Origin of the sequence: Pseudomonas sp. B8(2017) (assembly GCF_002113575.1) — a bacterium.
GTDB lineage: Bacteria > Pseudomonadota > Gammaproteobacteria > Pseudomonadales > Pseudomonadaceae > Aquipseudomonas > Aquipseudomonas putida_Z.
Map to the genome: position 1 here is coordinate 1 of NZ_NEIO01000023.1, position 12661 is coordinate 12661.

Genomic DNA, 12661 nt, shown 5'->3' on the forward strand with positions numbered 1-12661 from the left:
TAGGTAAGCGGTGATAGCCGTGAGCTTGAACTGCTCTGTGTATTTACCCATAGATCCCCCACGGGTTGGATTGGTGTCCAACTTCTTGGGGGCAGTCCAGGGGTAGCGCCGCTGCTACATGCGTGCGCTATCCCTGTGGGAGCGGGTTTACCCGCGAAAGGGCCGGCACCGGAGTAATCAGATATCCCGGGCGTACGCCACCGCCGCCTCCACCTGCGCCAGGGTGGGTCGCACCCCGGTGTACAGCACGAACTGCTCCAGCGCCTGCAGCGCAATCACCTCCAGCCCGGTGATCACCGGCTTATCCAACGCCCGCGCCCGTCGGATCAACGGTGTGCTCTCCGGCATCGCCACCACATCGAACACCCGCGCCGCCGCGGCGATGGCGTTCTCGGAAAACGCCAGCTCCTCGGCCTCGGGCCCGCCCGCCATGCCGATCGGCGTCACGTTCACCAGCATGGGTGGGCACAGGTCGCCCAGCTCCGCCACCCAGCGATAACCGCACACATCCGCCAGCTGCCGCCCGGCCTGCTCGTTGCGCGCAACGATGATGCCTTCGGCGAACCCGGCATCGCGCAAGGCACTGGCTACCGCCTTGGCCATGCCGCCACTGCCGCGCAGGGCAAACGCCGTGGTCGGGTCGACCTGGTGTTGCTCCAGCAACTGGCGCACGGCCAGGTAATCGGTGTTGTAAGCCTTCAGGTGACCATTGCTATTGACCAGGGTATTGACCGACTCGATGGCCGCCGCCGATGGGTCGATCTCGTCGACCAAGGCCATGCAGGCCTCCTTGTACGGCATCGATACCCCGCAACCGCGGATACCCAAGGCACGGATGCCCGCCACCGCCGCCGGCAGGTCATCGGTGCGCATGGCCTTGTAGTAGAAGTCCAGGCCCAGCTGCTGGTACAGGTGGTTGTGGAACCGTACCCCGAAGGTGCCGGGGCGGCCCGCCAGGGAGATGCACAGCACGGTGTCTCTGCTGGGAGTTGTCGACATAACCTGCTCCTTTGTCATAACTGAAACGTTTGTTCAGCGTAACAGACGTAACCGCTGGTCGTCGCTTACACAACCTTTACCGTTCCCCCGTGCTCAGCTGACGAAAAGTGGAGTCATAGTAATAGGACCCCACACCTGGGGTGTCCTTGCGAGGGTTTCTTCATGAACCGTCACATTCCCGGAATCGCCCTGCTGGTCGGCGCTCTGGCCATCAGCGCGCCCGCTGTCGCCCATGGCGGCCATGGCCATGGCGGTTGGTATGGCCCCGGCCCGCTGCTGGGTGCGGCCGTGGTTGGCGCCGTGGTCGGGGCGACGGTTTATGGCGGGCGTGACCGTACCGTGTACGTCGAGCGCCAACCGGTCTACTACGGGCCGCCACCGGTGTACGTGCAACCACCGCCACCGCCGGTGTACTACCAGCCGTACTACGTGCCAGCACCACCGCCCCCGGGCTACCGCACCTACTACGGCCCGCCACCGGTGTATTACGGCCCGCCGCGGTGGTAAATGTTGATAGAACCAATGACCACTATCGAGGAAGTTAATTTCAAACCGCCCCGGCTGCTGCGTAAGGTAGGGCCATGTTTTACAGGAGGTCCACATGGCCACTATCCAGATCATGTCCGTCGTCGGCAGTGCCGTCCCCGCTTCGCTGCGTCAGCAGGGCCTGCTGGCATGCTGGTACCTGGTACGCAACGGCGAAGCCGTAAGCGGCCCGATGCCGACCCTCGCCTCGGCCCAGGCCCTGGTCGAACAGTTGCAACCAGGCACCCTGGTCGCCTGACCCGTATTTGTTGTGCGTTGCTCCCTACGCCCTTCTGGCCCGCCTACCTGGCGGGTCTTTTTTTGCCTGGGCGTTACGCATGAACCTCCCCGCTGCAGGCTATGAACATTGCCAACAACGCGGCCAACTGGTGCTCGCGCTGACCATAGCCCGCGCCAGGCAGGCTGGCCCAGATCGGCGCGGCCTTGGCGATCGCCTGGGCAATGCGGCCGGCCTTGATCAGTGCCAGTGCGCCGCACTCGCTCAGCAACTTGATTGCCGCCAGGTCCTGGGCCTCAGGGGTAAAGCGGCCATTGAAGCCATAAGTGCTCACGATGGCATCCCAGGTACCGGCCAGAATCTGGTACCGCCCTGCCGCAGAGCTGTGGATGCCGTAGCTGGGCAACCACACCTTCTGCCTCGGATGCCCGCTGTAGTCATTGAACAGTTGGCCGCCGACCAGGACGTTGTAGCCATCGTCACTGGCAGCGATGGTCGAGGTACCCTCGGACCAGGCCAGCATGTCCAGGAATGCGAGCACGTTCGCGCCGCCGGCAGCGGCAGAATCCAATCGAGCCATGTTGTCTCCATACAGAAAAGGGCCCATACGCATGGGCATGAACAGAATTTGTCTTGCGGGCCGCCTCACTCACCCTGCTTCCCGCGCAGGCGGGCGATCCCCTCGCCCTGGACGGTGACCTGCCGGGGAGGATGGCCGCCCCGACTGGTCAGCGCTTCGATCTTGCCTTCCAGGCGCCCTACGGTGATCACCAGTTCATTGCGTTCCTTGGCAAACTGATCGGCCCTGGCCTGCGCTTCCCTTCGGGCGTCACGCTCGATATCGAGCAACTCGTTCAGGCGCCGGACCACGCCAATATCAGCGTTGTCCATGGCACGGTCAGCCGCATCCCTGGACAGCCACTTGCGCAGCCAGAGGAATGCACCCAGCAACACGGTGCCTGTTCCGCCCAGCCAGGTGATGGTGCCTGGGCCGAGGTCAGTCGGGTCCATGAAAACCTCATAACGGATGGTGATGTCGTAAGCCTGGAGAACAGCTTCTCGGTGGCTTTCCTTGCTTGCACATTTAATTTAGCCTACAGCTAATATAATGACAAGGGAAATTTAGCCTTGAGCATATTTAGCAGCAAGCTAAACACTGGCATGCTTCGCCCCATGGACATCTACGAAATTCGCAAGCACAACCTGGTCAAGCTGATCGGCAGCCAGAGGAAGGGATCCTGCGCAGAGCGCTGGGGGATGGCGCCTGCGCACCTGAGCCAGATCCTTTCGGACAAGACAGCGAAGAACCTGGGCGATGACGTTGCCCGCAGGATCGAGGGCATCGAAGGCTTGCCGCGGGGGTGGTTCGACGCGATGGCAGCGGGCGACCAGCCGCAGTCGCCGGTCGAGGCTGGCGACAGCAAGCTTTCCGCGGCCGACCTGGTCAAGCACATGCTTGCCAGAAGCGGCAGGGGCATCCCCGAAGAAACCCGGCAAAGGCTGCTGGCCGCCGCCGAAGAGCCGGCAGACTCGACGCTGGTGGCGGCTGAACTTGTTCGGCCAGGCCTGGTGGGCGACGAAGTGTGGATTGCCCACTACGACGTCCGTGCGGCCATGGGCGGCGGGCAGATCCCCCACGACTACCCCGAGATGTTCAAGGATGTTCGCGTCAGCCCAAGCCATCTGCGCGAGCTGGGCGTGGAGTTCAGCGAGCACCACCACCTGAAGATGGTGACCGGCTGGGGGCAGTCGATGGAACCGACCATCAAGCACCGCGACCCGCTGATCGTGGACGTCAGCATCCGCGAGTTCGTCGGCGATGGAATCTACTTCTTCTCCTGGGGCGACCACATCTACATCAAGCGGCTGCAGATTGCCGACGAAGACCATTTCGAGATGATTTCCGACAACTCGCGGCACAAGGACCGCATGATTCGCCGGGAAGAGACCTACATCCAGGCCAGGGTGCTGCTGGTGTGGAATGCGCACCTTGTATAAAGCGAAGCCCACCACCCCGGCGTAATGCTGTTCATTTGCGCAATTGGGGCCGCCTTGCGGCCCTTCGCGGGCACGCACGCTCCCACAAGTACGATGCAAGCCTCAAGGAATGCACATTCCTGTGGGAGCGGGCTTGCCCGCGAAGGGCTGCAAGGCAGCCCCATCGATGTCACATCAAACTCGAGTGAACAGTATTACGTTACCCCGCAGGCTCTTTCTGACCTTCAGAAAGGTGCCGCCTCCTCGATCTGCTGCTCGCTGTCCTGCTCGACGATAAAGTCGTCGCGCTCCTCCACGCTGCCGCGCTCCCAGCGCACCGTCACGCTCTCGTCGTCGTTGAAGGTCAGTTCCAACTCGGGCGTCTCGGCCAGCAGGCCCATCACCTCCTCCCACTCGGCATCACCGTCGGTATCCAGGCGATGCACCGTCACCCAGCGCTGCGTCTGCGCGAGCGGGTGGTTGATCATCGCTGATACCCGCAAGCTCAGCCGCTCTATTCCGGTCATTTCCTGGCGCTGAAGGGGCGTCGACTTCAAAGGCTTAGACATATTCTTATCCTGACAGCTGTATATTCGTACAGTATTCAAGGAAAGCTTATCTCACCGCCAAATCAAGCGTAAAGCCCCCGATGTGGAAAATTTTCGCCAACAGGTAATTTGTCGCCCGGCGAAATAATTTTAGCCATGAGCTATTGACGATGATTTAGCGCAAGGCTAAATTTCATTCCAGCAGCCGCCACCGTGCTGCTGCGGCACCCACCGTCATTTTCATTCAGGAGTTCTCCCCATGAGCGTAGATATCCGCAACCTTATCCTCGCCGTTCCGGTAGCTGAATCGTCGATCAGCACCGTAGCGGTCGAACTCACCGGCAGCGAAGCGATTGCCCTGTACCCGAACTACGTGACAGTGCTCAGCGATGGTTCGGTCCAGTTGTCTGCCCCCACCAAAGGCGCTTCGAGCAAAAGCACCCGCAGGACCCGCTGCGAGTGGTCGGAGCCGAAATACTGGACCTTGGGCGGTGCCCCGAATCACTGGAATCGCCAGGAAATGACGCTGACCAAGGTCAACTGGGCGCAGAAGGTGGTCATCGCGCAGATGCACGTCTACGGGGACGACAGCCCGCCCGTGAAGGTGTTCTGGAAAAAGGGCGACATCACCCTGGGTTTTCGGCGGACCTACAACCAGACTGACCCGATCAACTCGACGGTGCTCAAGGGGGTACCGCTGGGGGCAAAGTTCGAGGTGAGCATCCATGCCACCGCAGCAGGCGTGGTCAACGTTACGGCCAAGTGCAATGGCGTGAGCGGTACGTCCGGCGATCTACAGTTCGACAGCACCTGGGCTACACAGCTATTCGAGTTCCACGGCGGGGTCTACAACCAGGTGGACTACACCGATACCACGCCAGCCGATGACGGCTCGATCTGCATCATCAGCGACCTCTCGCTGATCCATGCCTGAACCCAGGCCGCCGGCAAGACTTCCCGATGCCCCTGCCCCCGACGCAGGTTGCATCGGGATCGCCTTTGGCTGAACTCCTGGTGGGCCGCTCATGGCTGCCGCTCAAACTTCCTGCTTCCCGGATGAACTAAGCTATTCGGATGTCTTTTTTCCAGATCAGGGTTAGGCCCCCATGAGACTGTTCGATTTCATTGATAGCAGTATGGAACCCATTCTCCAGGCTTGGGAAAATTACGCCCGCTCGGTTGAAACAGAGCTGCCGAAGCAGGACTCCATCGGCTTGCGCAATCATGCCGAGAAGATGCTCCGCACCGTGGCCGCAGACATGAGAACGCCCCAGAGCAGGCAACAACAGTCCGAGAAAGCACAAGGGAGAGGCCCCAGTAGTTCCAGCGAAACCGCACCGCAGACCCACGCGGTTGCTCGCTTGATAGCTGGGTTCTCGATGGACCAGATGGTGTCCGAATACCGGGCATTGCGCGCAAGCGTTCTGTCCCTCTGGCTTACCCAGGAGTCGTTCGCAGACGCGCATCATGTTCAGGACATGATCCGGTTCAATGAAGCGATTGACCAAGCGCTCGTAGAGTCGATCGCGGCCTACGGAACGGCAGTCGAGGCGACCCGGAAAATGGTGCTCGCCGTGCTCGGTCATGATTTGCGTTCGCCCTTGGGCGCGATACTCATGGCTGGCGGGCTGATCCAGCGGCAGGCCGGACTGGATGAAAAGGGAAAGGTACTTGCGACCCAGGTTTGTACCAGTGCACATCGGGCAAATGTCATGATCAACGATTTGCTGGATCTGGCCCGCTGCAACCTGGGGACTGGCATTCCAGTGGATTTGCGGAAAATGGATCTGAACTCTATCTGCCAGGCTGTCATTGACGAACTGCGCACGGCATTCCCGCACGCGCGGATCATCCTGGATGAGCAGGCGCACATCACCGGGCAATTCGACCCTGACCGCATCTCTCAGGTTTTCTCCAACCTGATAGGCAATGCCCTGCGCCATGGCGATGCGACGGCCCCGATCAAGGTCACGGTGGCCAGGGTGGATGGTGTTCCACGGGTCAGCGTCCAGAATTCCGGAGAGCCTATTGCACCCGAGGTGATGCCCTACATCTTCAAGCCGGAAGGGCGATACTCGAGCTACTCATCCGGAGAGCGGGGCTCCGCAGCGGGGCTCGGCCTTGGCCTGTTCATCGCATCGGATCGTTGCGAACCACGGTGGCAGAATTGAGGTGGAGTCGACCGAAGAGGAAGGGACGACCTTCGAGGTTGTTCTGCTGTCTTCGGCAGAGTGATGATGGGTACAGGACAGGTACCGGATTAAATTTCGTTCACGTTGCGCCCTTTAGTCATAAGGCATTCGACAGCAAATCAGCCATACTCCAGAATGCAGCGGTTTTTGGGGGAAAACCCTTGCACAGCCAACGACATACCAACTTTTAGTGAGCCTCAACGTGAAAACATCCCTGTCCATCCTCAGCCTGCTGCTGTTGCTCACAGGTACTGCGACCCTTCCGTCGACCGCTGCTGCACAACCCCCGGCCCAGGTTCAACGTGACCCATCCAAGCTGCATCTCGCCTCGGGCAGCGCCCTGCTGATAGACCTGAACACCAACCAGGAGCTGTATTCGAGCCACCCCGACCGCGTGGTACCGATTGCGTCGGTGACCAAACTGATGACGGCGATGGTAGTGCTGGATGCCAAGCAGCCCATGGATGAGATGCTCACCATGACCATTGCCAACAACCCGGAAATGAAAGGCGTGTATTCGCGTGTGCGGCTGGGCAGCCAGCTCGACCGCCGCGAAACCTTGCTGATTACCCTGATGTCATCGGAAAACCGTGCGGCCAACACCCTGGCCAACCATTACCCCGGCGGCTACCCGGCGTTCATCAAGGCGATGAACGCCAAGGCCCGCAGCCTGGGCATGGCGCACACCCGCTACGTCGAGCCGACCGGCCTGTCGACGCAGAACGTGTCCACGGCCCGTGACCTGGCCAAGCTGCTGATGGCGTCGCGCAAGTACCCGATGCTGAGCGAGCTGTCGACCACCCGCGAGAAGACCGTGGCCTTCCGCAAGCCCAACTACACCCTGGGCTTTCGCAACACCGACCACCTGGTGAACAAGAGCAACTGGGACATCAAGCTGACCAAGACCGGCTTCACCAATGAAGCCGGGCACTGCCTGGTGCTGCTGACCCGCATGGACAACCGCCCGGTGGCCATGGTGATCCTCGACGCCTTTGGCAAGTACACCCACTTCGCCGATGCCAGCCGCATGCGTCAGTGGCTGGAAACCGGTGCTGCCAAGCCGGCGCCGGCGGTGGCCATGCAGTACAAGGCGGAGCGGCAGAACAAGGGGCGCCTGGCGGCCGAATGACCGCCGCCGGAATGATGGGGCCTGCACCGGCCCTATCGCCGGCAAGCCAGCTCCCACAGTGACAGCACCAGGCCTGCGAAAGCAACTGCCCTGCGCGGTCCATGTGGGAGCCGGCTTGCCGGCGATGGGCTGCACAGCAGCCCCAAGTTCGTCAGGCCGTGGTGCTGACCATCCCGCCCGCGCTGCTGCCACCCGTTTTCTGTAGTGCTTCGAGCAACTGCGCGGTGGCCTGCAGGATTTCACCATTGATGGTGGCGATGCTCGCCTGCTTGGCGGACACAACTGCCAGCTTGGTGGTTTCGTCCATCTTCTGCGCCATCAGCTGGGCCAGTTGCTTCTGCTCCTCGGCCAATTGCTTCTGCAGCTTCTTGATCATCTCGCGCAATTGCCTGATGTGCGCAGGCTCCGAACTCTCACTGCTGCCCTGGGCGCCTTGAGCCTGGCCGCCACCTTTCAATTTCGACGTGTCGGCCTGAGTGCCGGCCCCACTCTCTTCAGTCTTTTGCGCATCCTGGCTGTCGGCGACCTGGGTGGTGCTCAGCGCCTGGGCCGTGGTGCTGATGCTGACTGCTGCAATACCTGTCATGTCTTACTCCCTGCGTTGCAAATGGGTCCTTGGGTTGTTCTGCCTATCGGCCGACAGGCGCAGGTCTTTAGCCCCCGTTGCAAGTGGCCGGTCGCCCGCCAGTAAATTCCCCGTCGTTTGGCTCGTTCCACCCAATGTACAAACGCAGGCGCCGGCCTCTCCCGGCGAGCGTCAACATTCGACCATTATGGAACCGCAGCCATGAGCCAGTCTGCAAAACCGGAAACCATCAAGGACCTGATCGGCGTGGGCTTCGGCCCTTCCAACCTGGCCCTGGCCATCGCCCTGGAAGAACTCGCCGAGTCCCAGGGCCATGCCCTCGACGCGCTGTTCATCGACAAACAGCAGGACTATCGCTGGCACGGCGAAACCCTGGCCACCCAGAGCGAGCTGCAGATCTCGTTCCTCAAGGACCTAGTGTCGCTGCGCAACCCCACCAGCCCCTACAGCTTCGTCAACTACCTGCACCAGAAGCAGCGCCTGGCCGACTTCATCAACCTCGGCACCTTCTACCCCTGCCGCCTCGAGTACAACGACTACCTGCGCTGGGCCGCCGAGCACTTCGCCACCCAGGCGGTATATGGCGAGGAAGTGCTGCGCATCGAGCCGGACGTGCAGGCGGGCCGGGTCGAGCACCTGCGCCTGGTCTCGCGCGACGCCCAAGGCCGCGAATACAGCCGCCGCACCCGTTCGGTGGTGGTCGGCAGCGGCGGCACGCCGAAAATCCCGGAAAAGTTCGGCGCCTTCAAGGACGACCCGCGGGTATTCCATCACTCCCAGTACCTGAGCAGCCTGAACAAGCTGCCGTGCACCGCCGGCAAGCCGATGCGCATTGCCGTGATCGGTTCGGGCCAGAGTGCCGCCGAGGCATTTATCGACCTAAACGACAGCTACCCGTCGGTCAAGGTCGACATGATCCTGCGCGGTTCGGCGCTCAAGCCTGCCGATGACAGCCCGTTCGTCAACGAGATCTTCTCGCCGGACTACACCGACCTGGTCTACAACGAACCGGCCGACCAGCGCAGCAAGCTGCTGGGCGAATACCACAACACCAACTATTCGGTGGTCGACCTCAACCTGATCGAACGCATCTACGGCATCCTCTACCGGCAGAAGGTCGCCCACCAGTACCGCCACAACGTGCTGTGCCGGCGCCAGGTCGAAGCCGTGGTGGCCACCCGCGAAGGCCTGGAACTGACCCTGCGCGACCTCGCCACCGGCCAGCAGCAGACCCACCGCTACGACGCTGTGATACTTGCCACCGGCTACGAGCGCCGCTCGCACCGTGACCTGCTGGCGCCCCTGGCCGGCTACCTGGAAGATTTCAGCGTCGACCGCAACTACCGCGTGCTGGCCAGCCCCGACCTGCAGGCCTCGGTGTACCTGCAGGGCTTCTGCGAAAACAGCCACGGCCTGAGTGACACCCTGCTCTCGGTGCTGCCGGCGCGCGCGGCGGAAATTGGCCGCGCGCTGTACCAGGACCTGGCTCAGCTGCACGGCAAGCCGCAACCGGCAGTGGCCCTGACCCGCGCCTGATCCCCTGCAAGACCAGCACTGCCCTCAAGGCATGCACAGGTCCTGTAGGAGCGGCCTTGTGTCGCGAAAGGGCTGCAAAGCAGCCCCGGCAATTTGTGCATCTGCGCTGAAACCCTGGGGCTGCTGCGCAGCCCTTTCGCGACACAAGGCCGCTCCTACAGGGTCGCGCCAGCTTTCAGGTTTCTTTGCCTGAAACATTTGCTTGCATTTAAAACGGCAGGTTTTCGATTCTCATTCGTCCTTATCAATACAGCCCCTCTTTGGCTGGGCACACGCTCGACTCCCCATTGCAGAAGACCGTCAGATGGCCAAATCACCGAAAAAATCCAAATCCAGGCTGTGGTTCCTGGTCCACAGCTGGCTCGCCTTGCCGATCTGGTTCTTTGTCCTGATCGTCTGCTTCACCGGCATGCTCGCGGTGGTCAGCCAGGAAATCGTCTGGCTGGCCGACCCGGCCGTGCGCGCCAACAAGCCCGACGCCGACGCCGAACGCCTGAGCTTCCAGCAGGTACTGGACGCCCTGCACAAGGCCGAGCCGGACATGGTGGTGGAGCGGTTGATCCAGCCCGACGGTTCGCACTTTGCGGTCAAAGCCAATGTCACCCTGCCTGACGGCACCAGCCCGACGCTGTATGTAAACCCCTACAACGGGGCCATCCAGGGCAAGACCCCGGACTTCAACTTCGAAGCCTTCACCCGCGCCCTGCACGGCTGGTGGCTGGTGCCGTTCACCAACGGCTTCAGCTGGGGCTGGTACCTGGTGTCGCTGCTCGGGCTGCCCATGCTGGCTTCGCTGGTCACCGGCCTGGTGGTGTACAAGAAGTTCTGGAAGGGCTTCTTCAAGCCGGTGCGCACCGGCCATGGTTCGCGGATTTTCTGGGGCGACCTGCACCGCCTGGCCGGGGTCTGGTCGATCTGGTTCATTGCGGTCATTTCCATCACCGGCACCTGGTTCCTGATCCAGGCGATCCTGGCCGACAACCACATCACCATTTCCAGCCGGCCCATCGTGCCGGTCATCGCCCGTGAGGACGTGCCGCAAACCCCGAATGGCAGCCCGGCAGCGCGCATCGACCTGGATGAAGCGGCACGCATCGCCGGCCTGGCGGTCCCGGGGCTGGACATCAGCTTCATCTCGCTGCCGGCCACCGCCTACAGCCACATCACCCTGGCGGGGCCAGGCTGGTACCCGCTGATGTTCCAGAGTGCCTCGGTAAACCCGTACACGCGTAATGTCGACAGCCAGTTCCTGATCAGCGACCGCTCCGCCCTGGAGTTCGTCACCGAGTCGATGCGCCCGCTGCACACCGGCGATTTCGGCGGCCTGCCGATCAAGCTGGTGTGGTTCTTCTTTGGCCTGGTCCTCACCCTGATGGTATTCAGCGGTTTGCTGATCTGGACCAAACGCACCGCCCAGGCCACCGCCGCCGCCCTCAAGCGCAGCGAGCGCGCACCGCGTATGGCGCGCCATGAACCCACCGCGGAGATCCGCCCATGAGCCAGGCCCAAGCCGTGCCCGTCAGCCCGCTGAAGCAACTGTGGCTGAAGTGGCGTTTTCACCTGAACATCCTGCTGATCCTCATCCCGCTGGGCTTCATGCCCAAGTACTTCGCCGACGCCAAGCTGTTCCGCGGCGAAGCGGGGCTCGGCGCCAATGAGATCAACGACATCCAGGTCGGCCCCTATACCCTGGACCTGGCCGAGATGCGTGACGAGGCCCCCCGCGCCGACGGCCCTGCCGGCCACTTCAAGGTCTTCAATGCATCGCTGTGCAAGGCCTGCGTCAACGGCGTCAAGGCGGCCTACCTGCGCATCGGCAAACCGCGCAGCCTGCGCGCCGCCGGCACGATTTTCTTCGGTGCGCCGTACAACATGGGCACCTCGTTGCCGATCCCGCCACGCACCAAGCCCGACGCGCAGATCTGGATCACCCTGGAAGGCTGGGACGGCAGCATGCACCAGGCGTCGGTCTCGCTGGCCAAGGCATCGCCAGCCACCGTGGCCTGGCTCGAGAAACAAGGAGGCAAGAAATGAAACACCTGATACGCACCCTCGCCCTGCCCTTGCTGGTGCTGGCCACCGGCCCGGCCCTGGCGCACAACCCGATGTGCGAGTGCGAAGAACTGCCTGGCGGCCAGGTCAAGTGCACCGGCGGCTTCTCGGACGGCAGCGGCGCCCCCGGAGTTACCCTGGATGTGATCGGCTACGACGAACAGGTGCTGGTCGGCGGCAAGCTCGGTGATGACTCGACCTTGACCTTCAAGCGCCCGGACGGCGAGTTCTACGTGCTGTTCGATGCCGGCCCCGGGCACGTGGTGGAAGTCGACCACGCCGATATCGCCCAGCCATGAGCCGCGCCCAAGTGATTCGCCCGGCCGGTGCCGGGCACGAAACCCTGTACGTGCTGCTGGTCAGCCTGCTGATCGTGGTACTCGCCACCAGCGTGGTGCTGCTGCGCGGCGAACGCGAGGATGAACAGGCCATCGCCAGCCACCAGATCGACGCCCGTCGCGACCTCACCGCCGCCGAGCAAGGCCTGTACACCGACCTGCGGGTGGCCTTCGACGAAATCCAGCTGCTGCGTGAAGAAAACGCCGCCGCGCCCAGCGTGCAGGCCCTGGCCGAGGAAGGCCTGCCGCCGTTCGTGGTCGATGCCGGCAGCCAGAGCCGCGGCAGCCACCAATGGTCGTGGCTGGAGACCGGGGCCTACCTCGGCCGCAGCCAGGCCCCGGAAGTGGCCGGCAGCCTGCTGCTGATCCTGCCGGCCGACAGCACCGGCCAGACCGATGTCTGGCTGCGCCGCGACAGCACCGCCGTGCCCCCGGACGACCTTGGCCAGGCCGCCCTGATCGCCGCCGGCTGGCAGCAGGTGGTCAGCCATTACGACGCCGGGGTCACCCGCGAACACCGTCACTGAACCCAAGGACTCCC

Annotated in this window: 15 protein-coding genes and 1 pseudogene; 11 read left to right on the plus strand and 5 right to left on the minus strand. The window is 62.6% G+C overall.

The genetic code is table 11. From position 1 onward, the window contains the following. Positions 1-177: 177 nt before the first annotated feature. Positions 178-999 carry a shikimate 5-dehydrogenase gene (locus CAG22_RS23515; protein WP_085706282.1) on the minus strand — a complete coding sequence of 274 codons (822 nt, stop codon included), beginning with the start codon at positions 997-999 and terminating at the stop codon, positions 178-180. 162 nt (positions 1000-1161) lie between these two features. Between CAG22_RS23515 and CAG22_RS23520 the strand changes: the two genes are divergently transcribed. Together CAG22_RS23520 and CAG22_RS23525 are read left to right on the plus strand one after the other, a co-directional pair. Next, the gene (locus tag CAG22_RS23520) at positions 1162-1506 is read left to right on the plus strand and encodes a hypothetical protein (protein ID WP_025338687.1); all 345 of its coding nucleotides are present in this window, start codon (positions 1162-1164) and stop codon (positions 1504-1506) included. 94 nt (positions 1507-1600) lie between these two features. After that, on the plus strand, positions 1601-1783 hold the full coding sequence (locus CAG22_RS23525) for a hypothetical protein (protein WP_025338686.1): 183 nt from the start codon (positions 1601-1603) through the stop codon (positions 1781-1783). Positions 1784-1856: 73 nt separating this feature from the next. Here CAG22_RS23525 and CAG22_RS23530 read toward each other — a convergent pair whose 3' ends face one another. Beyond that, positions 1857-2342 (minus strand): glycoside hydrolase family protein, encoded by a 486-nt coding sequence (locus tag CAG22_RS23530; RefSeq protein ID WP_085706283.1) that lies wholly within the window; start codon positions 2340-2342, stop codon positions 1857-1859. A gap of 65 nt (positions 2343-2407) precedes the next feature. Further along, positions 2408-2773, minus strand: coding sequence for a chemotaxis protein (locus tag CAG22_RS23535; RefSeq protein ID WP_075044881.1), 366 nt, complete (start codon positions 2771-2773; stop codon positions 2408-2410). Positions 2774-2935: 162 nt separating this feature from the next. Between CAG22_RS23535 and CAG22_RS23540 the strand changes: the two genes are divergently transcribed. Then, positions 2936-3760 carry a S24 family peptidase gene (locus tag CAG22_RS23540; protein ID WP_085706284.1) on the plus strand — a complete coding sequence of 275 codons (825 nt, stop codon included), beginning with the start codon at positions 2936-2938 and terminating at the stop codon, positions 3758-3760. Positions 3761-3984: 224 nt separating this feature from the next. On the opposite strand, the gene CAG22_RS23545 is transcribed toward CAG22_RS23540, so the two are convergent. Beyond that, positions 3985-4308, minus strand: a complete 324-nt coding sequence (locus tag CAG22_RS23545; RefSeq protein ID WP_085706285.1) for a DUF1654 domain-containing protein — start codon at positions 4306-4308, stop codon at positions 3985-3987. A gap of 238 nt (positions 4309-4546) precedes the next feature. On the opposite strand from CAG22_RS23545, the gene CAG22_RS23550 reads away from it, so the two are divergent. The 3 genes and pseudogenes from CAG22_RS23550 (at position 4547) to pbpG (ending at position 7608) form a co-directional block, all read left to right on the plus strand. Further along, positions 4547-5221, plus strand: a complete 675-nt coding sequence (locus CAG22_RS23550; protein ID WP_085692918.1) for a polysaccharide lyase family 7 protein — start codon at positions 4547-4549, stop codon at positions 5219-5221. Between the two features lie 172 nt (positions 5222-5393). Next, a pseudogene (locus CAG22_RS23555) lies at positions 5394-6522 on the plus strand (sensor histidine kinase). A 159-nt stretch (positions 6523-6681) separates the two neighbouring features. Next, entirely contained in the window at positions 6682-7608 is a 927-nt protein-coding gene (gene pbpG, locus CAG22_RS23560; protein ID WP_025338679.1) for a D-alanyl-D-alanine endopeptidase, read from the plus strand. A 151-nt stretch (positions 7609-7759) separates the two neighbouring features. Here the strand turns inward: pbpG and CAG22_RS23565 are convergent, their stop codons facing one another. Beyond that, positions 7760-8194, minus strand: coding sequence for a hypothetical protein (locus tag CAG22_RS23565; protein ID WP_085692920.1), 435 nt, complete (start codon positions 8192-8194; stop codon positions 7760-7762). 201 nt (positions 8195-8395) lie between these two features. On the opposite strand from CAG22_RS23565, the gene CAG22_RS23570 reads away from it, so the two are divergent. From CAG22_RS23570 to CAG22_RS23590, 5 genes are all read left to right on the plus strand, one after another. Then, positions 8396-9730: a lysine N(6)-hydroxylase/L-ornithine N(5)-oxygenase family protein gene (locus CAG22_RS23570; RefSeq protein WP_085692921.1), complete on the plus strand. Its 1335-nt coding sequence runs from the start codon at positions 8396-8398 to the stop codon at positions 9728-9730. Positions 9731-10034: 304 nt separating this feature from the next. After that, positions 10035-11228: a PepSY domain-containing protein gene (locus CAG22_RS23575; protein ID WP_085590992.1), complete on the plus strand. Its 1194-nt coding sequence runs from the start codon at positions 10035-10037 to the stop codon at positions 11226-11228. Continuing rightward, positions 11225-11764, plus strand: a complete 540-nt coding sequence (locus tag CAG22_RS23580) for a thiamine pyrophosphate-binding protein (protein ID WP_085706286.1) — start codon at positions 11225-11227, stop codon at positions 11762-11764. Before CAG22_RS23575 ends, CAG22_RS23580 begins: the two co-directional genes overlap by 4 nt. Continuing rightward, entirely contained in the window at positions 11761-12081 is a 321-nt protein-coding gene (locus tag CAG22_RS23585; RefSeq protein ID WP_085706287.1) for a hypothetical protein, read from the plus strand. The genes CAG22_RS23580 and CAG22_RS23585 overlap by 4 nt, the downstream gene beginning before the upstream one ends. Further along, complete coding sequence (locus CAG22_RS23590) at positions 12078-12647, plus strand: DUF6162 family protein (RefSeq protein ID WP_085706288.1); 570 nt, start codon at positions 12078-12080, stop codon at positions 12645-12647. The genes CAG22_RS23585 and CAG22_RS23590 overlap by 4 nt, the downstream gene beginning before the upstream one ends. Positions 12648-12661 lie beyond the last annotated feature (14 nt).